Below are 20,147 nucleotides of genomic sequence, written 5' to 3'. Positions count from 1 at the left end.
CTTTTTCTCCTCCATTCCACGATCCCTTTGTCCGCAGGCCAATGGCGGACGTTCGGCCAAGTCGTGCCGACGGCGCCCGCCATTGAAAACACCTGCTAAAAACAAAGCATTCTTTTATCTCTTGAAGTGCTTTTCCATGACACGAATCAAGCAATTGAAACCGTGCAGTGTTTGACAGCTTCCTTACCGTTCAGGGAAGTATACACGCCCGCACTTGTGCCCGGCGCGCCAATCGCCCACACTCTGAAGTAGTAATCGTTGCCGATCTGCGCCACAAACTGCGTCTTCAGCACGCTGCCGTCGCCAACCGTGAAGTTCGGCGCCAGGCCATTGCCGTTGACCACCGTCATCTTGAAGCAGTACGCCTGCCCTCTCTTCAGCGCAAAGTTCATCGTCGTATCCGAGCGTACATAGGCCGCCGTGTTCTGCGCGCCGGCAACCGCCGTGCCCGCGGAACCGTAGCTGTTGTCCGCAACTCTGGTGCTGCTGCCGGAGCTTGTTTTGCCATTTTCCTGTCTCTTCGTCAGCTTCTCCTGTGCGTCCACCAGCTCGTCAAACGCTTTTGTGATCTCTTCCGGTAACGCTTCTCTTCCATATACATCCTTCGCCGCCGCAATCTTCTCATCCAGAGTCATCAGGCTGGAAGCTGTGTACAGGCTGCGGTCGATGCTCTCTGCGTCGTCGATCTGTTCTTTCAGCGCTTCTTTGGTCGGGATCAGGCGCAGGCCCGACATGGCTTCTACCAGCCGCAGCGCCGCTGCGTTGACCGCCGCCTGGTCTGCATCCGCCGGCAGCTCTCTCGCCGCTTTCAATGCCGCCTTGAACGCTTCCTGTCCAACCGGCAGGTAATCGGTATCCAGAATGCCTTCGATTCTCGTGCCTTCCGCAATGAACGCATCCAGCTCTGTGCGGTCTACCTTGTCCACCAGAGCCATAATCGCGTCATACAGGGTATCCCGCGCCTTTGTAATATCGCCCTGCAGCGCATTTTCGTCTGCCATCACGCCCTTGGCTTCTGCCAATGCGTTTGCGACGACTGCCCAGCTCGCCTCTGTGAACAGGTCCGCGTTCATGCTCTCTGCCACGGTAATCCAATGGTCGAGATCCTTCTTGTCGCCCGGTTTGAACTCCAGATAGTGGAGCATATTCATCAGGTCTTTCCACGCGGTGTTGATCTCGCCCTGTGTCGCCGCCGCATCCTTCTGCACCGCGACCGCCGCGTCGTACGCCGCCATGAACTTCTCCTGCACCACCGGGATCAAACCTTTTATTTCACCCGCATCGATGCGCGCTTTTGCATAGGCGACCACCTGGTCCAGCGTGGTCTTGTTGACCGTCTCAAAGACAAATTGCAGGTTTGCCGCATCCATGCCCATTGTGAAATCATACCGGTATTCTCTGCCGCTGATGACCGTCGGTTCCGCGCCGTTCACGGAGACAGAGCGGAACAGCTCGTTTTCAAGCCGCGGCGCGAACGCCAGTTGCAGCTTCGTGCCGCTGTCCACATCCTTCTGGGTATACCTGCCGATCAGGTCCGCCAGTTTCTGCTCTTCGCCGTTTACCTTCAGCGTTACATTCTTGCCGTAGTTGACGCTGAGCTCACTTGGCTGCGCCGCCGGATTGACAACGCCAAACGGAAGGACAGTTCCTTCTGTGCTGTCGCCCGGATAATAGGTGAAGTCCTCAAAGGTGACATCCGTGCTGATCTCACGGCCGCCGTTGAACGCCATTACGCCCAGCTTGATATTCTCTTTGCCCGCATTTCCAACCGATGTACAGACCTGCTCGCCCAAGCTGACCCAGGTCTGGTTATCGTAGCTGTAAGAGGAGGTAAAGGTCGTCCCTTTCTTTGTCAGCTTCAGCCAGGCCGGTTTCCCGTTCTGGGTATCGGGCGCCGTCAACTCTTTATAACCATTCTCGTACTTCATAAAGTCAAAGCAATTGCCGCCAAATTTTTCATGGAAACGGCGCATGGTGGCAATCAGGTGGGTTTCATCCGTCATGGCAGCCAGCGCACCGGTTTGGAACGACGCGTTAAAATCGCCGGTTACCTTGACCGTTGCGGTAAAGTCTTCATCTGCAGGCACCGTCAGCATCATATTCTTTATGGTGCGGTCCCCGGTGGTCTGCGACACATCGCCGTATTGGGAAGTAACTGTGATGGAATTTTCGGAATTGTACTGCAGGGCCCCCGGATTCTCACGCCTGACGCCCCATACCGCATCGTTAACCAGATACGGCTTTGCCTTAACGGTGACCACGCATTCCGCCTTGACATCCGGGCTCAATGCAGACGCCACCGTAATGATCGCAGTGCCGGGCTGCAGCGCCGTGACCTTCCCCGCGGAAACGGAAGCAACCGTCTCATCGCTGGAAGACCACACCAAATCGCGGAGCAGCGCGTCTTCCGGCTGGAAGGTCGCCGTAATGGTCGCCGACTGGCCCTGCTGCAGCGTCATCTCCGTCTGATCCAATACGACGGACGTAATGCTGGAGGGTTTCTCTTTCAAAATCTTAACCGCGCAGCCGCCGCCCGCTTTGACCGGGATCGAAAGCGTATCCGCACTGGTCACTTCCTTTGCCTCAAACGCCATGCTGCGCTTGTCGCCGGAGCCGTCGCGGTAAATCAATGCATAATAGGAACCGTCGCCCAGGAAGTCCAGCGGGAACTCCGCGTTGCGGGCGTCAACGGAAACACAGGCGCCGTACCAGTCCTCGCCGCTGCGGCGCACCATGGTGGTAAAGTCGCCCACCTCGCCGTCGAGCAGCTTCGTGTCGTCCCATACCACCGGCATATTCTGGTAGAGGGAGTAAGCCGGGCTGCTGCGGTAATCCGCAATACTGCTGGCCAGACAGTGCATGCCGCTCTGCACCAGCACGGAGAGCGCCGCCTGGAAACCGGTGGTAGTCGGGTTGCTGCCGCGCGGATAGATTTGCTCCGTCACATCCGCCGGCCCAACCGCGGCGCGTGTGAACGGAATGACGGAATACTGGAACGGCGTAAGGGAATGCTCCTCGCCGCGGACCGCCTCACGCGTCAACACGTTCGGGTAGGTGCGCACTTCGCCGGTCGGCTTATTCGCGCCATGCGCGTTGACAACCAGGCCGTACTTTGCACAGTCTTTGTAGATATCGTCGTACAACTGCATCCGGCTCTGGGCCTCGCTGTCAAAGAAATCGACCTTGATCCCCTTGATACCCTTCGCCGCCCAATCCGGCAGGCGCGCGGCGCGCTTCTCCGGCGTGTTGAGATCGTCACAGATGACCCACGCGATCAGGCCGACGCCCTTTTCGTCCGCATATGCCTGGATTTCGTCGTACCAGTCAAAATAGCCTTCGTATGCATAGCGCTGATGATCCGGGTTCGGCGCCTCCGGCTGCCAGCCGCGGTCCATAATGAAATACTCCCAACCCATTTCAGCTGCAAAGTCGATGTATTCCTTGATGGCAGTGGTATCGCTCTGCATATTGAAGCCGCCCACCAGCCAGGTCCAGGAGGAAACGCCGGGCTTAACCCAGGAATAGTCGTCCTGTACCTCCGGGTCCGGATCGGGGCTGAGGTTTTCCACCATCGTATTTTCCACGATATCGCTCAGCGTGCCGATGATCGCCGTGCGCCACGGCGACAGGAACGGTGCGCCTGTCTCGATCGGCCTGGAGCCCTGCTCGACGGAAGGCGTGATCTGTAACAGGCCGGTGCCGTCCGTTTTGACCATGGAACCGGAATATGCTCCGCTGAGGTCCGCCTCAGTGAGCAGCGCGTACACATCGTCCGGCGTCTTGATCAAAAGCGGGATCGATTGATTGCCGTTCAGCTTCTCAATGGCTACCTCTGAGAAGGAGGCCTCATAGGAGAAGCCGCTGCCGGTATACGGCATGGCCCATGCGGTGGAACCCGCCGGTACCTGAAACGCGGTATTTTCTCCGGTGATGGAAAGCGCGTCCGCATCGCCTGAAATCCCGTAACGGACCGCGATGCCGTCGTCATACGCGCGGACGATTACGTCAAACCGCGCGCCGTCCTTGGTAAAGGAGACCGTGCGCTCCTCTGCGCGGTTGACATACGCCGCCTTTTTGTGGGATGGCACCGTATAGGTTTCATCGATCTTTACCACATCGGAAACACCGGCATATTCCAGCCCTTCCGAGAAATTGGCAAGGTTTGTTTCCATTCCCAATGCCGCCCAGTCGAGGACAGTCTTGTCCTCCCGCAGCACCGTGTAGGAAAGCGCGCCGGACTCACTGAGGCGGAGAATGGTCTGCACCGACTGGTCGGGCGATTGCAGGGACCAGACGCGGCCCTCTACTTCCTGTCCTACAACAATTTCCACGGACGCAGTCTTCGTTACTCCGCCAAGGGTCGCCTCACAGGTGATCTCCGCAATACCATTGGCCAACGCGGTCACAACGCCAGCATCTGAAACTGAAGCAACCGCCGAATCGCTGCTGCTGAACACAAGGTCGCCTTCCTCAAAGGCCGCGGCCGTCCCATCCACCAACGTACCGGCTACGGTTAACGGAACATTCTCGCCGACATCCAGCATATTTTTTTCCGCGCGGACTGAAACAGACTTCAGGCTCTTCAAAACCGCTTCATTCAGCAGCAGCTTTGCGTCGGCCCACGTGCTGTGGTCCCCCTGCTTGTCCCCGTCGCCGCCGTCCGTCGTAATCAGCGACAACGTCTTGGCCCCCTCTGGAATGGCTACGCTGATTTGCAGCGGGCCGCTGTCCATCCTGCGCACATCGCTTCGGTAAACCTCTTCCCCGTCGATCTCGACGACAAACTCGCAGGAACTTTTCTCTTTCTTATCGTTATTTTCTCCGTCGTGGATACCGACCCAGGAAGTAAATTCCTCCGCGCCCATCCCCTCAATATCATAGACCAGCTTGGATGGAGCATGGATACAGATTCCCTTTTCGTAGAAGATATGGCCGCCCGCTCCGTCGCGGAATCGCAGCGGCTTATTGTCCAACCCCTGGTCCTTTTGTGGCTGTCCCCATGCCGTCGTTGCAGAAGCCCACTGCAAATCGCTGATGTAGACGCCTTCCTCCTCGGCCACCTCTGAAATCGCAGCGGAGGGACGGACCTCCATCTGTACCGCCTGTGCAAAAGTCAGCGCGGATCCCGACGCGGCCATTTGAATTGCCAGTGCCATTGCCAAAAATGAACGCCATGTACTCCTTTTCATGTGCAACTCCTCCTAAATTTAAAATAAAAGGGCTCTCACCTCTTGCCTCCTTTCTTTCTCAAACAATCACCCAAGATGATTGTTTGTACTTTTGAATAAAATTCTAACACAAAATCCTTTTCTTTTATATCGTATCATGTGAATTCCCAGATTACAACTTTTCTTTTTCGCCGCAAAAAAATCCACACAGCAAAAAAAGACTTTGTCATTCAAGAGCACAATTGTGCATGACAATTGACAGACTGCACGCTGATTTTAATCCCGCACTCTCCCATGCAGTCCACAACATTATACAAGGTATATTTCATTAGCAAGATCATTCACTTTACTTCTTCCCGCGTACCATCATCAAGATGACCGATGGAACGATGTATTTTATGACGCTTGGTTTTAGGAGGCAGATTCAAGAGGTCGTCCTCCGTAATAAATTTCGTTCCTAGCTTCCACCGTTTGTAAGAGCTCGGCATTTTGCCAATCTTTTGCAAAAATGCGGTATTTGCATCGGCAGGATATATAGCCCGATACTTTTGCATGAGCTGTAGCCAGGAAATAGGGGGCTTCATTGTTTCCTGTAAGTTTTTAAAATTCGCTGTCTCTGAATACTTGCATCTCGTTTCAACGATTAGGCTCCTTTCGGTTTGTCAATAATAAAAATATCGTCTACCTTACAGCGCAGAACTTTTGCTATTTCTTTTGCTCGCAAGTGATTGACTCGTTTCGTTTTTCCGTTTTCAATACGTAACACAGCATTATCTGGCAGTCCTGCAAGTTTAGAAAGACCCTTCATACTTAGTCCTGCAGCCATCCTATAGTCCTTTAACCTTTGGGCATCTGCAAGCAAATACATATCTGATCCTCCTTTCCAAATCGTGTACAGTTGTACTTTTTGTAATTATACTCTGTACAAAAGTACGTGTCAAGTGGAAAATTGAATCTACCCTGTACATTTGTACCTTTATCTTGGTATAATAAAACAAATGCGAAATAGGGGGTAATATATATGCCGTTTTCTGATACTCTCAAAGAATTGAGAAAGAATAAAAATATTTCTCGTCAACAATTAGCTGAAGCTACCGGAATCTCTGTCCATAGTATTTCTAGTTATGAAAGTGGACGACGCGAACCAAATTCTAAAGCAATGACGGCTTTAGAAGATTATTTTGGCGTATCTGGAACTTATTTGAGAGGGGAAGCGAATCAAATTGAACCGCCATTTAAATGGGATGACGAAGAATCAGTTGATGCAGTGCGTGATTCTTTTTCATTTGTATTGAAGAAACTTTCTGATGGGATATCTCAATGCAACCCTAAACATCAAAAATTAATCTTTGATATCTTAATGGAACTACAATACACTATCACAAAAGGCAGCGATGCTGAAAAAGACTATCTGATTGAATCCTTACACGCTGACAGCAAAAATGCGGTTTCAGGAAAAAAAAAGCCCTCTGCCCCAGTGGCAACTGAAGCAGAGGGTCATATTTTTGATCGATTTACAAACGATGAGATTCAATTATTTACAAGATTTTTGCTTTTCAGAGGAATTGGGGAGGGTGATAATATTTCCCCCATTCAAATAGGTATGCTCCAATCCGCTGCGTTGATTCTCGACACAGCTTTCCCTGCACCCACTAAAGAAACAGATTTAGATGATATGTCCACCAGAGCCTAAACCTAAAATAGTATATGTAGTGTGTCTAAATGGATTGATCGACATTGCCATTTTCATCATCTTCCGCTCCTTTACACATTTGGTTCCTTATTGATATCATGTTAAGTTTGCTATGGCTTATAAATGTATCCTTATGCGCAAATTACGAGTATTATACACAATCATTAAGCTATGCATGATGATTGCAACATAGACAAAAAGGCTCCCAAAATCCACATGAATTCTTATGTAGAAAGTGATTCCCATCAAATTTTTCGTCAAACACGTTCTTCACACAAAAAGCAAAGAATAGAATTTGTCCTGTTTAAACTTGATTTCAAACATAGAAAAAGCCAATAAACCGCGATGATACACGGTTTATTGGCTTTTTCTAAAAAATTAAAAACAGAGGTTCAAAGCTTTTAAAACAGCATTCTACAAAAATAATATAAGACCCAATAAAATTCTATTTTTGATTCATATAAGACTTTAAAATTTGCACACAAAATATAAAAATCCGGCGATTTCCAAAGCGCAACCAATTTTAACGCCTAAAAAACGCCGGTTTAAAGCCATCATCACGGGGTTTCACACCCACTCCTTCTGATTTTGTATACTCCCTTCAAATTCATAACCATTTTCTTTGTTATGCGCTTTTTACGACGCATTCTCTTTCGCCTTTGTCTGGCGGACCGCGGCTTCCATAAACCCGCAAATGTCTTCATATACCTGCTGCTTGTTGCTCTCGCAGAGCACCACGTGGCGCGCCTCCGGATACAGAACCAGATGCACATCGTGTCCGGTTTTAACAAGACGATGCGCAACCTGCCGGACGCCCTTTCCGTTGTTTCCCACGGGGTCCTGCTCTCCCGCCATCAGCAAAATGGGAATATGCGGCACCGCACGGAACCATTTTGCCGTTCCAATCAGCGCTTGCAGGTCCAGAATATCCCGGTAACCGGAAATCGTGAGATCAAATCCGCAGAGCGGGTCGTTGGTGTACCGGTCCACCTCCGCCTCATCCCGGCTGAGCCAGTCGTTGGCTGTACGGTTCGGCGCAAACGCCTGATTGAACCGCCCGGTGGAAAGCTTTGCAAAAATGGCGTCGTGCGCCTTTGGTCCCAGCTTCTTGATTCGCGCTTCCGCAAAAGTGCGCTGCCCCGCCAGCATACTTTTCCGCTGGCTGCCGCAGGTGCCAAGATAGGCAATCCCCGACAAATCGTTGGGATACAGCACAGAATACGCGCGCGACAGGAACGATCCCATACTGTGTCCCAGCAGCAAATACGGCACATAGGGGTAATCCCGGTGCATAATATCATGCAGCTTGTGCATGTCCGTCAAAAGATTTTGATATCCACCCTCTCCAAAGTATCCGTACGAACCGCCCTTGGAGACGCTCTTTCCGTGCCCCAAGTGGTCGTTGACCGCCACGGCAAACCCTTTTGACGCCATATATCTGGCAAAATCCATGTATAAAAGACTGTGCTCCGCCATCCCGTGCGCGATTTGCAAAACTGCTTTCACGTCTTCCCGGTCGACGGGCTCAACAATTCGTACAAAAATGCGTTCGTCGTCTGCACAGGACTCGAAGGACATTTCTCTCTGCAACAGTTCCATCCCTGGAAACCTCCTTCTAAACTTATCCCCGATTGGGCTGTGGTTTTATCATACCGTGAGGTTATTCAATCATGCCTGTTCTTCTGCGCAATTTACAGGACCACTGCAATTTCACATACTTTATCGGGTTGGCATGATTCAATGTTCTCTCAGGCGTCGGAAGCTCTGCTTCCGCTAACGCCGTGAGGTTATTATTCCATTAAGAGGCGCAGCCTCCTTCACAACGGAACAATGTTCTCTCAGGCGTCAAAATCTCTGATTTTGGTAACGCCGTGAGGTTATTATTCCATTAAGAGGCGCAGCCTCCTTCACAACGGAACAATGTTCTCTCAGGCGTCAAAATCTCCGATTTTGGTAACGCCGTGAGGTTATTATTCCATTAAAGAGGCGCAGCCTCCTTCACAACGGAACAATGTTCTCTCAGGCGTCAAAATCTCCGATTTTGGTAACGCCGTGAGGTTATTATACCGCAGTACAGCCGGGGATAATTAAAGGAATTGTAAATTTTGAACGAAGAATCTTCTGCGCTTTCACACAGCAACGTTATAAACAACCAAAAAATGAAAGAAACTCCCTGCAACGCAAAAGAAATGCCAGACGGAATGCATGTATTTTACGGTACGTCCCTTGCCGTAGATAATTGCACCCACGGTATAGAGCACACCGCCGATCACTAACAAAATCAGAGAAACGGTATCCAGCTTTTCAATCAGCGGCTTTATGAAAAAGATCACACACCAGCCGAGACCGATGTAACAGATCATGGAAATCACTTTAAAGCGCTTCATGTCAATTGCATTGAGCAGGATGCCCAACAGCGCGACGCCCCAGACAAACCAGAACAGCACCCATCCGATTGTCCCGCCCATACAGAGCAGCGTAATCGGCGTGTAGGTCCCCGCAATCAACAGATAAATTGTGCAGTGGTCCAGCACCTGAAACACCTTTTTAGCTCTTCCGATTCCCAGTGAATGATAGACCGTTGAAACAGTATACAGCAAAAACAGCGTTCCGCCGTAGATAGACACGCTGACCATCGTCAATACGTTATGCGGCGCCTGTACCAGCAGAACAATCAGCGCCACCACGGCAAAAATTGCACCGACACCGTGGGAAATCGCGTTCCAAATCTCTTCCGCCGTTGTGTAACTGGGCAGCTCCAGCCGTTTCCTTCTTCTGACTCTGCGTTCGATTCTTCGGGCAGGACTCCAGTTTGCCATACAATCACCCTTTCACCCAAGTGTTACATCGTTTTTAAAACCAGATATAATCATATTCACATCGTATCAATTTGTCAAGGGGATACGCCTTCCAAATTGAACGGCGGGATAAAATCCTTTTTTGCGGATTGCAATTCCTGCACATAGCCGTCCAGTCCCAGCAGAAACAAATGCTGCTGGACTTTCTCATATTCCCGTCGGGTAATGCGCCGGTTGATCTCCGGAAATTCCGCCGCTCTTCCGCAGGGCACATATTGCGCCATCAGACTAACCTGAACGCCCGCCGGCAGGTTCTCCGCCAACCAATCCAGGACCGCAATGGAATTGCGCGTGTGCCCGGGTAAAATCAAGTGGCGGACAATGGTACCGCGCTGCAAGATGCCATCTTCATCAAAAACAACCGGACCTGTCTGCCGCGCCATTTCCAGAACGGTTTCTTTCGCCCGCTCCGGGTAATCGCGCGCGCCGGACCACCGGCCGGCCAGTTCCGCATCCATATATTTAAAATCCGGCAGATAAATGTCGACCAGGCCATCCAGCATGCGGAGCGTCTCCAAACTTTCATATCCTCCGGAATTATATACCACTGGAACCGGAAGCGGACGCAACCGAAGTGCCTCCGCGATTCCCGGTGCGAAATGCGTGGGATTGACCAAGTTGATGTTGTGCGCGCCCTGCTCCACCAGGCGGAAGAAAAGATCGGAAAGCTCCTGTGCCGTGACCGTTTTTCCAATTTTATGTTCCGCGCTGATTTCATAATTCTGGCAGTACACACACTGCAGGGAACAACCAGTAAAAAAGACCGTCCCGGAGCCTCTCGTACCGCTGATGCAGGGTTCCTCCCAAAAATGCAGCGCCGCGCGGGCAACCTCCGGTTCCGCGCCCCGTCTGCAAAAGCCGTTTCCCTTGTCCGCTTCCCGACGCACCCCGCAGGCACGCGGGCAAACGCGGCAGGACTCAATTAAGTCCGGCATATGGTATCCTCCTTCAGGCATAAAAACGCGGCCAAGCCGCCCCGCTTTCCGCCGCTCGCCCGGTGAGAGTAGAGCCAGTCTGCATGGCATCGGGTACACAGCTTTGCAACGGTGATATGCTCCGGCAGTACACCAGCACTGCATAAAATACGACGGTTGGCCTCCCATAGATCAAGCATGTATTTCCCCGCTTCGCAATCTTTCAGCAGCGTTTCGGGCTGCCACTCCGGATGCGCTGCAAACGCGTCCGCCACCGGACTGTCCACCTCATAGCAACAGGGGCCGATGGAAGGGCCTACCGCAGCAATCAAATCCCGCGGATCGCTGCCGAATTCCCTCTGCATCGCTTCTACCATCTTCTGGCCCATCCCGGCAACCGTTCCGCGCCAGCCGGCATGCGCCAGTCCAATGGCGCGCCGCACCGGGTCCAGAAAATAGAGTGGGACGCAATCGGCGTAATAGGTCACCAGCGTGACCCCCGGCTCATTTGTGAGCAAGCCGTCCACGCTCGCTCTGTCCTTCGGTTTATAAATCCCCACACCGCGGTCTTCTTTTGTCACACGCCGCACGACTGTATGATGGTCCTGCGCGGAAGCTGTCAGGGAGTCGAAAGGAAACCCGGCTGCATTGCAAAAGAGGCGGTAATTTTTCATAACATTTTCCTCTGCATCGCCCCGGCCAAAGCTCAGGTTCATGGATGAAAACTCCGCCTGGCTGACGCCGCCGACGCGTGTGGAAAACGCATGGTTGATAAAAGGAAACGCGGAAAAGCTGGGAAAGGTCAAAAAAGAAACCCCGCAATTGTTGCGGAGCATCATATTTTCTGCATGGCTGGATTCCATGTATATTCCTCCAAAATCAAATAAAGATTGTCTGCATTTTATCACATGTCCTGTGCAAAAGCAAACGCAATCACACGACACGGTTTTCTTGCAAAGTATGCGGAAATAGAGTAAAATAAAAAGCCAAAACGTTTGAAAGGAGAAGCGTATGCACAAAAAACATAGATGGTGGAAGCTGGCGGTCCTTCTTCCTTTGACGGCGCTTTGCCTTTTGGCCTATCCCTGTATTGCCGCGATGGAGAGACAATCTGTTCCGGCGGGAACCGTAACCGACTCTCTGAATGAGCTCCGGTCCCAAATTCCCAGCTTGGAACTGCAAACAGAACAGCTGGAACATGCGCTTTCGTCCGCCGTCTCCTCTGATCCGCCTGTGGAAGAATCGTCAGAGGATTCCTCTGCTCCCATATTCAGCCTTACTGAAGCGGAGCGGCAAGAATTGGACGAGTTGATCGCTTCCTACGGACGGGGCGTTTCCGTCTACTATAAAAGCCTGGTGCATGGGGACGTTTATGAGTATGCGGCAAATTCCGAATACTACATCGCCAGTATTGTAAAAGCGCCCTATGCCTTATACATCTACCAGATGGCGGACGAGGGCCTCTGCGACCTCTCGCAAACTTATCCTTATAAAACGGCTTACAACCAGGGAGACCAGAATATTCTGTTTCAAAAGTCTGATGAACGTGTTTATACCCTGGGCGACCTGCTGGAGGTTATGATTCGCTACAGCAATAACACCGCCTTCCGGATGGTGCGGGAATTTTATCCGATCGACGGCTTTCTGGAATTTGTCCGTACGCTGGGTCTGGAAAATGAAGCCTGCGTGGACTCCATGGAAGTATCGGTTATCCGGGGCAGCATCACCGCCCACGACGCCGGCATACTCATGGAAAACATCTATGCCTACATCGAAAGCGACGCGCCGAACGCAAAGAAATTCAAAGAGGACCTGCTCCATACGGAACAGCCCATGCTGCAGTCGCATTACCCCATGGCACGGAAACTCGGTTCCTGGGACGGCGCCATGCACGACATGGCCATTGTCTACGCGCCGGAGCCGTACATTCTCGCGGTATGCACCAACCGAGGCCACAGCGACGACAACGCGTACCAGGAGGCAGACTACATTCCTTTTACAGAGATTTCCGAAGCGATCGAACGCTTCTCACAAAACAATCAGGAGCCTGCGGGATGACCCGGCAGGCTCCTTTTTATTGCATTTTACTCTGCATTGCGCATGACAATTTTTTCGACCACATGCAGGACAACGCTCATCATGCACACGGCAAAGATGAGCAGCGGCACCAGCACAATGACCATCGGGGCCGTAAGCCCCACCAACGAGAACAGCGGCCGGAAAAACAGCATTGCCAAAATAAAGCCGGAGGCCAAAAAGACATACAGCGCGCCGCGCAGCAGGTTGAACGGCAAACACACCTTTAATAAGGTAAGCAGCCCTGTAAAGCCGGTCAGAATGACCGCCAGTGTGGAGATCTGCTGGTCTGTAAAGCCCAGGAACAGGGAAACGCCTGTCAACAGCAGAATATTTGCCACCATAGTCAGCGCGCCGGGCAGGGATTTCTTGATTACGTTGACAATAAATCTCCCGCGTATCCGCTCCTTGTTCGGCTCCAGCGCCAGGATAAAGGACGGAATCCCGATGGTAAAGGTATTAATCAGTGTAAACTGAATCGGCTGGAACGGATACGGGCTCTGCAAAAAGATAAAGCAAACGGCAATGATTGTAGAGAAAATGGATTTTACCAGAAACAAAGAGGAAGAACGCTGCAGGTTGTTGATCGAGCGCCTTCCTTCCCGCACAATGCGCGGCATGCTCGCAAAATTGGAATCCAGCAGCACCAATTGAGAAACCGTGCGGGCCGCGTCGCTGCCCGAGGCCATCGCAATGCTGCAATCGCTCTCCTTGAGCGCCAGAACATCGTTGACGCCGTCCCCGGTCATCGCGACCGTGTGCTTTTTTTCCTTCAGCGCTTTGACCAGATCCAATTTCTGCTGCGGCGTCACGCGTCCAAAAACCGCATATTTTTCCGCCGCATCCTGGATATCCTCATAGGTCTTTAATGTCGTCGCGTCCACATAGTGGTCCGCCCGCTGCAAGCCCGCTTTTTTGGCAATGTTGGCCACCGTAACCGCATTGTCACCCGAAATCACCTTGATGTCCACATCCTGGTCCGCAAAGTATTCCAGGGTTTCCCGCGCGTTGTCGCGGATTTTATCACTCAGCAGGAGCAGCGCGAGCGGCGCCAGGTGCTCTGGCAGCTCTTTCTCCCGGAACGGTTCAGCAGAATGTGCCAGCAGCAGCACGCGCTGTCCCTGCGCCGAATACTCTTCCACTTTTTCACGCAGCGTTTCAAACTGCTCTTTTAAAACGAATTCCGCCGCGCCGATTACAAACGTACCGACCCGCTCAAACGACGCGCCGCTCCACTTACGTGCGGAGGAAAACGGCACCTGACCGGTGCATTCCCACTCCGGCACAGAGGAACCGACCTCTTTCAGCGCCATAAAGGTCGGGTTGCTGTCGTTGAGCGCGTGCGTCACGGCGGCAATGGCATCCTCCGTTTCCGTGCGGGTGATCGGACAAAGCGGCTCAATGCCGTCCACCTGCATGGTTCCTTCCGTGATGGTGCCCGTCTTATCCAGGCAGAGGGTGTCCACACGCGCCAGCGTTTCAATCGAGTACAGGTCCTGTACCAAAGCATTATAACGGGAAAGGCGGATTACACTGACCGCAAGCACGACACTGGTCAGCAGGACGAGCCCCTCCGGAATCATGCCGATCAGCGCCGCGACGGTGCTGACCACCGCCTGGTCAAATGGCTGGGCGGTCAAAATATATTGCTTGTAAAACAGAGCCACGCCGACCGGGATGATCGCAAATCCCAAAATCTTAATGATTTTGTTAATGCTGGTCATGATTTCCGAGTTCGGCTTTTTCATGTATTTGGCGTTATTGGTGATCTGCGAGGCGTAGTTATCCGCGCCGACGTGCTCCACCTGCGCCCGGCAGTCCCCGCTGACGATGAAGCTGCCGGAGTACAGCAGGTCACCCGGGCGCTTGACCACCGGGTCGCTCTCCCCGGTCAGCAGCGACTCGTTGACCTCGCATTCCCCCACCGCCACAACGCAGTCCGCACAGACCTGATTGCCCGCGGACAACAGCAGGATGTCGTCCAGCACTAGCTCTTCCACTGGCAGGCTGTACTCTTCCCCCTCGCGCACGACCTTCGCCTTCGGCGCTGCAATCAGCGACAATTTGTCAATCGTCTTTTTGGCCCGGATTTCCTGAAACGCACCGATCAGCGTATTGGAAATTACAACGCCCATAAATAGCAGGTTTTTGTATGAGCCAACCAGGAACACCATCGACGCCAGAATAATATTTAAAATATTAAACGGCGTAATCAGGTTATCCCGGATGATCTGTCCAACGGTTTTGGTTTTTATTTCTCCATCTCCGTTTGTCAGCCCCTGCTGTTGGCGCATCTGCACCTGCAATTGATTTAATCCGGTTGCATACTCCGGCTCAAACCGCTCACAATATTCCTGAACGGCATCGGTTGTGTCCGCTTGCACCATATCTTTCTTTTTTCTCATAGGAACTCCTTTTCTCCTGATTCTCCCGCAGAGCCAAGCGCTCTATCCCTCATCATTTACACGGTTGAACCGCGTTATGCAGATATTTACAGAAAAGCGGCTTTTTTCCTTTGCTGTATCGGTCAATCGGCACGCTCTCCATGCTTGTTATTATACTATTCCATTCCACAAAATGCTATATTGTAACAGTATTTGTAAGAACTGTTAAAAAAGCGTTCATACTTCCAGCGTATTATCTAAAAAGCAATGAAGCAGTCAATTTTATTCGATGGAATATTGACCTTGCTCAAAAAGAAAAACCTGTTATAATAAGATACCGTGGTCCAATAAATGATTCTAATTTACAATTATTTCCACACGGTATATCATTTCGCCAAATCTTTCAGAAAGGAGAGGAAGAAGATTACACATGTTATTAAAACCAATTGGACGCATTTTAAGGCTTCCGTTGACAGCAGAGAAATTGACCGGCTGGTTCCATTGGGCTTGGTAATTTCCTTATTTTTTCCGTTTTACATTTCCGTTGCAGCTGTCAGCGCCGTTGCTGTGATGACGATGATCAGCTATCAAAAGCGTTCCCGCGCATTGGAATCCCCCTACTGTAAATTTCTCTTGGGGTTCCTGGTCGTACCGTTTTTTGTGTCCGCCGTCTATAACAATTATCTGGGCATGCTGTATGCGATTCTGCTTCTCGCCTCTGTGATCTGCGCGTTTTATTTAAAAAGCGTCATGACCAGGCAGGTATTTCATCAAATGATGGACCTGGCCTGCCTGTCCAGCCTGGGCTGTGCAGGGATTGCATTTTATCAGAAATGGTCCGCTTACCCAACCGCTGCGGATTACCGCCCCGTGTCAAACTTTTCAAACGCGAATTATTATGGCATGATGATTGAATTTGTCGTTTTAATTGCCTTGTACCGTATCTTTACCAATCCCAAGAGGAAAACCCTCTACATGACCGTGATCGGCATCAATCTGGCCAGTCTGTATCTGACTGCCAGCATGTCTGCCTGTCTGGGCATTTTCTGCGCCGTAATGATTTTCCTCTGGATGAAAAAGCAATATTTTTGGATGGCTGCCTTTTTGACAGCCGCCGTTTCCTTTTTACTGCTCAGTTTTGCCTTTCCGGCGGCGTTTCCCCGCATTGAGGCGATTGACAGCACGTTTGGGCAGCGCTTGTCTGTCTGGGCCGGCTCCATCCGCGGCATCCAGCAGCATCCGCTTCTGGGACAGGGTGCGACGGCTTATCAGATGATCTGCGGAATCTTTGGCACCTATCCCACCTTCCACAGCCACAACCTGCTGTTGGATGTCCTTTTAAACTATGGGCTCATCGGCGCGGGTGCAATGGGCTTCTATATTTACATGCAGGGCAAATTGGTGGCGCTGCGAATGAAAAATCATATTTGCAACAATATGAATATTCTGCTGATCTCCGCTTTTACAGCCGTCCTTGTGCATGGGCTGACCGATGTGACGGTATTCTGGATTCAAACCGGCATGCTGTTCCTGATGATTTTTTCCAGCACGGGCATTCACGCCTCCTATTTGGAATGGAAGCTGCGCCTGCCCCAGGCGGCATTGCTGCCCCATTATCCACCTGAGCTCGGCATGCAGCCCATCTATATCAAAAACGAACGGGCAATCTGAAGAAAACGTCTTCCCTGCGTATTTCTACGTGGAGAAGACGTTTTTTGCTAAATTTTTTTATTTTAGTAGTTGCAATGGCTGTGAAAACGTGCTATAATAATCACCGTTGTCAGGCAAAGCCTGTTCAAAATTTTACATGGGCCTGTAGCTCAGCTGGGAGAGCGTTCGGTTCGCATCCGAGAGGTCGTGGGTTCGAATCCCTTCAGGTCCACCATAGCAAAAAGACGTTACGAACAAAGTTCGTAACGTCTTTTTTGTTTATTTAAAACCCTATATGCTTCATGATATCAGTTGCGCATCTAAATCGCTTTTCAGACTGTGACGGATTGTACCGCATTTGCAATGGCACGGTCAATATAGGACTTGGTATCCATCGCGTAGGTCGCCTTGAGATACGGTTTCAGCGCATCCGGACTGGACAGTTCCCCCACCCGAACCATCACAGTGCGCAAGGCGGATTTGGTGGAAGACGGCAAGTCCCGTACAATTGGCTTCAGTCGTTTATAATAGACGGTGACCGGATGTTCCGACAACCACGCACACAGGCCCGCCGTATCCGGTGTGGAAAGACGGCTGACCGATATAGACAGATCCAATCTGCCATATCCGGGCTTTTTGTTGTACCACTCCCAAGTGGTAACATGTTCCCCAATCACGTGGATGTTTCCATAACACGGCAGGCAATCAGTCACACAATAGACCTTTTCCGCATCTCCAAATTTCCCATTGTCTCCTCCAAAATCATACGCGGTCCCTTCAATGTGCGCCTGGTAATACTGTCCGTCGTCCGACAGATAGCCCGTCCAGGTGTGAGCCCCATTCAAAATGATTTTCCCCACCCGGCTGGTATACGATCCGTCGAGAGTTATTTCATCCCGGTCCCCATCCGGCAGCGCATACAAGACGACATCGCACGGGATTACATACGGTACGCCTGCCATGGAAAGCGCCACGCTCCCGTCTTGTGCAATGCCGTCAATTTTCGCCGGATTTTCCGGGCTTTTTATCTCTTCCGGATTTTTTAAGGTTTCCAGCAGATTTCCTCCTATGGAAAGCTTTGCAAATGGGATCTGCTCAACCGGGGCAATCAGAGAAACCTGTCCAACGCCTTCCGTCTGTTCCCAAACACAGGGCGCAAAATTGGGTTTGGATGCAAGGTAAATGCTTGTCCGGAAGTCCTGCCGATAGGATAGGCCTATGGACGATACCGGTATTAAGGCGTCCCCGTTATACTGGATGACACCCGCCTTTGTATGATATACTGTGGTCGCTTCTTCAAACGTATGGATTTCCTTTAACGCTTTCTGCGCCTCTTCGCAAAGCACAACATGGGTTCCATCCGCCCTAATAATCGCATAGCCCCCTGCCGTCTCTTTGATCGTATCGCCGTCGGGCAATTCCAAAAAATCGGGATTTGCGGTTCTATCCGCCGCAAGTAATGCAATTTCAACCGTATTTTCCCGATAGGCTTCAAATGCGGTTTCCTTTTCCCCAAACTCTATCTGCGGATAGCGCATCACGGAACTATCTCCGCTCTGTGCCCGCAGCATCACCCTGAAATTTGCGGTTTCCTCTACTGTAAACGTCCCACTGCACCATTTGCCTCCATACGGTTGCAAATAGATTCGCTCACTGGCTGTATAAACGCCCGGATGCAACACAAAGTTGTCAAAATAGAAGTCGCTGAACCCGTCCGTGGAGTTCAGCTGTCCACTAACCTCAATGGAACCGTTTTCCAAAACCTGAAAGGTAACGCCTGCGCGCTCAAAAACACGGGCCGGTCCAACGTTTAACAGATTTTTCCCGCAGGAAATCAATTTAATCGGACTCGTGACATTTTGTGTACGCCCCTCTTTGACGACACTGTTTCCAGCAAGAATCAGATGCCGCGCCAGCCCGCCCGCATGTTCCGGCATACGCAGCGGATGTCCGGAAACAGGGCCCCAGCATTGATCCAACTTGCCGGACAGTAACTGGTCGGATTCTGCATGCGTATACGCGTCCGTGGCGGGGCCGGTATCTCCCTTCGGCCCCTGCGGTCCTGCCGTGCCCCGGGGACCGGCCGGTCCCACCAGGCCATGCGCACTCACGCCGCTGTCTGCAAAAACATTTGCTTTCGCATCCCATTCATACCAATTGTCGTTATCTCCGATGTAGGGACAGCTTTCGGTCACAAGTTCCACGGTGTGCTCCACCTCCTTTTTCAGGTTGATGATGCGCGATTCGTATTCCTCAAACACTGCGGGGAGCGGAGAAGGAAGCACATCCGGCGCGTTTACGCTGCTGTTTACCCGCAGATTCAAACGCGCTGATTTTTTAATGCGCCCATCCGGGGCGGTCGCGCGCAGCTGCACGGAAACGCCGCCGCTCTGCCAAATGTACTCCTTTTTTATCAGGATTGATAAAATTAAATTACCTTCCGCAACCGTTTTATCCACGGGCCAAATGTTATACATTTCCCCCTGCATCACGTCGAGAACCATGTCCCAATCCGCATATTCCGTACCCAACAATTTTACCTGGAGCGTCTGCACCGCATTTTCCCCTATGTATCCCAGGGTTGCATCCTTTTCCGCGACTGTAAACGTCCAGTTCTTCTCCAAAATAATCATGTATGTTCCTCCTGCTTTCTGATTTAAATACAAATAATTGCCTACATACCAATTTTTTCCGACAAAATTTTGCTCCAACTGGACAAAATAGTAATCTTATTTTGAAACCTGCATAGGTCTCTCCGGCTAAATGCCCACTAATGGCTGCAACTTATTGCAAGCCCGGAAACAACCGCCAAAGAAAGGATGAAATAGAAATGGCAAAGCTGAAAAAAATGCTGGGCCGTGCGGATGATCCACAGATCATCGCTTTGATGGAGATGATAGAAACCCAGAACAAAACAACTTTGGCCAATTGGGCCGCGTCTTACGCGGAAGCGCACTTTCTTCCAATCTATGAAAAAGCCTATTCGGAAGACACGCGGCTGCGGGAACTGATCCTGTCCGTAAAAATGTATTTGTCTGGAAAGCAAACGTTCCCTGCGGTAAAGGCTCTGTTAAAGCAAGCGCGTCAAATCGCCCAGGAAGCGGAAGCTTCCCCGGCGGCACAGGCCGCCGCTCGCGCTGTTTCAACCGCCTGCGCTGTGGTACAGACACCGACAAACGCTTTGGGTTTTGTCTTTTACGGTGCCGCTGCGTCCGCTTACAGCCAGGCGGGAATCTCCGAAACGCCGGACCGTTACGACGCATTGGCCTCTGCGGAATTGGACAAACTGGTGGAATCACTTCAAAAAGCACTGATCCCCAACGATCCCAACCCGGTCAGAATTACCTGGAACTGCTGAATTTTCCATTTTGTTTTCAAATCCCCCTGTTTGATCATTTGATTTA

At 51.3% G+C, this 20,147-nt stretch carries 12 protein-coding genes and 1 tRNA gene; 5 read left to right on the top strand and 8 right to left on the bottom strand.

The window, feature by feature from the left end; translation table 11 throughout:
- Nucleotides 1-146: 146 nt before the first annotated feature.
- Both BN2106_RS04455 and BN2106_RS04445 read right to left on the bottom strand, forming a co-directional pair.
- Nucleotides 147-5,189 carry a glycoside hydrolase family 97 N-terminal domain-containing protein gene (locus BN2106_RS04455; protein ID WP_050697359.1) on the bottom strand — a complete coding sequence of 1,681 codons (5,043 nt, stop codon included), beginning with the start codon at nt 5,187-5,189 and terminating at the stop codon, nt 147-149.
- A gap of 622 nt (nt 5,190-5,811) precedes the next feature.
- Nucleotides 5,812-6,036 carry a helix-turn-helix transcriptional regulator gene (locus BN2106_RS04445; RefSeq protein WP_050697357.1) on the bottom strand — a complete coding sequence of 75 codons (225 nt, stop codon included), beginning with the start codon at nt 6,034-6,036 and terminating at the stop codon, nt 5,812-5,814.
- A gap of 153 nt (nt 6,037-6,189) precedes the next feature.
- On the opposite strand from BN2106_RS04445, the gene BN2106_RS04440 reads away from it, so the two are divergent.
- The gene (locus BN2106_RS04440) at nt 6,190-6,861 is read left to right on the top strand and encodes a helix-turn-helix domain-containing protein (protein WP_050697356.1); all 672 of its coding nucleotides are present in this window, start codon (nt 6,190-6,192) and stop codon (nt 6,859-6,861) included.
- A 636-nt stretch (nt 6,862-7,497) separates the two neighbouring features.
- Here the strand turns inward: BN2106_RS04440 and BN2106_RS04435 are convergent.
- The 4 genes from BN2106_RS04435 to pgeF form a co-directional block, all read right to left on the bottom strand.
- Complete coding sequence (locus BN2106_RS04435) at nt 7,498-8,460, bottom strand: alpha/beta fold hydrolase (protein ID WP_050697355.1); 963 nt, start codon at nt 8,458-8,460, stop codon at nt 7,498-7,500.
- 530 nt (nt 8,461-8,990) lie between these two features.
- Nucleotides 8,991-9,680 carry a PAQR family membrane homeostasis protein TrhA gene (gene trhA, locus BN2106_RS04430; protein ID WP_082236359.1) on the bottom strand — a complete coding sequence of 230 codons (690 nt, stop codon included), beginning with the start codon at nt 9,678-9,680 and terminating at the stop codon, nt 8,991-8,993.
- 74 nt (nt 9,681-9,754) lie between these two features.
- Complete coding sequence (locus BN2106_RS04425; RefSeq protein WP_050697354.1) at nt 9,755-10,654, bottom strand: radical SAM protein; 900 nt, start codon at nt 10,652-10,654, stop codon at nt 9,755-9,757.
- Nucleotides 10,642-11,496, bottom strand: a complete 855-nt coding sequence (gene pgeF / locus BN2106_RS04420; protein ID WP_050697353.1) for a peptidoglycan editing factor PgeF — start codon at nt 11,494-11,496, stop codon at nt 10,642-10,644. The genes BN2106_RS04425 and pgeF overlap by 13 nt, the downstream gene beginning before the upstream one ends.
- A 148-nt stretch (nt 11,497-11,644) precedes the next feature.
- Here pgeF and BN2106_RS04415 point away from each other — a divergent pair, with 148 nt between their 5' ends.
- Complete coding sequence (locus tag BN2106_RS04415; protein WP_050697352.1) at nt 11,645-12,691, top strand: serine hydrolase; 1,047 nt, start codon at nt 11,645-11,647, stop codon at nt 12,689-12,691.
- Nucleotides 12,692-12,717: 26 nt separating this feature from the next.
- Here the strand turns inward: BN2106_RS04415 and BN2106_RS04410 are convergent, their stop codons facing one another.
- Nucleotides 12,718-15,114 (bottom strand): cation-translocating P-type ATPase, encoded by a 2,397-nt coding sequence (locus BN2106_RS04410; protein ID WP_242846246.1) that lies wholly within the window; start codon nt 15,112-15,114, stop codon nt 12,718-12,720.
- A 549-nt stretch (nt 15,115-15,663) separates the two neighbouring features.
- Here BN2106_RS04410 and BN2106_RS04405 point away from each other — a divergent pair.
- Nucleotides 15,664-16,764 carry an O-antigen ligase family protein gene (locus BN2106_RS04405; protein WP_242846256.1) on the top strand — a complete coding sequence of 367 codons (1,101 nt, stop codon included), beginning with the start codon at nt 15,664-15,666 and terminating at the stop codon, nt 16,762-16,764.
- A gap of 138 nt (nt 16,765-16,902) precedes the next feature.
- Nucleotides 16,903-16,978, top strand: a tRNA-Ala gene (locus BN2106_RS04400).
- A gap of 97 nt (nt 16,979-17,075) precedes the next feature.
- Here BN2106_RS04400 and BN2106_RS16590 read toward each other — a convergent pair.
- Nucleotides 17,076-19,376 carry a collagen-like triple helix repeat-containing protein gene (locus tag BN2106_RS16590; RefSeq protein ID WP_050697350.1) on the bottom strand — a complete coding sequence of 767 codons (2,301 nt, stop codon included), beginning with the start codon at nt 19,374-19,376 and terminating at the stop codon, nt 17,076-17,078.
- A gap of 197 nt (nt 19,377-19,573) precedes the next feature.
- Between BN2106_RS16590 and BN2106_RS04390 the strand changes: the two genes are divergently transcribed.
- Nucleotides 19,574-20,101, top strand: coding sequence for a putative immunity protein (locus tag BN2106_RS04390; RefSeq protein ID WP_050697349.1), 528 nt, complete (start codon nt 19,574-19,576; stop codon nt 20,099-20,101).
- The last annotated feature ends 46 nt before the right edge of the window (nt 20,102-20,147 follow it).

Origin of the sequence: Anaeromassilibacillus senegalensis (genome assembly GCF_001261775.1) — a bacterium.
Taxonomy (GTDB): Bacteria; Bacillota; Clostridia; order Oscillospirales; family Acutalibacteraceae; genus Anaeromassilibacillus; species Anaeromassilibacillus senegalensis.
Note: the sequence above shows the minus strand (reverse complement) of the source record. Positions and strands in the feature narration are given on the sequence as shown.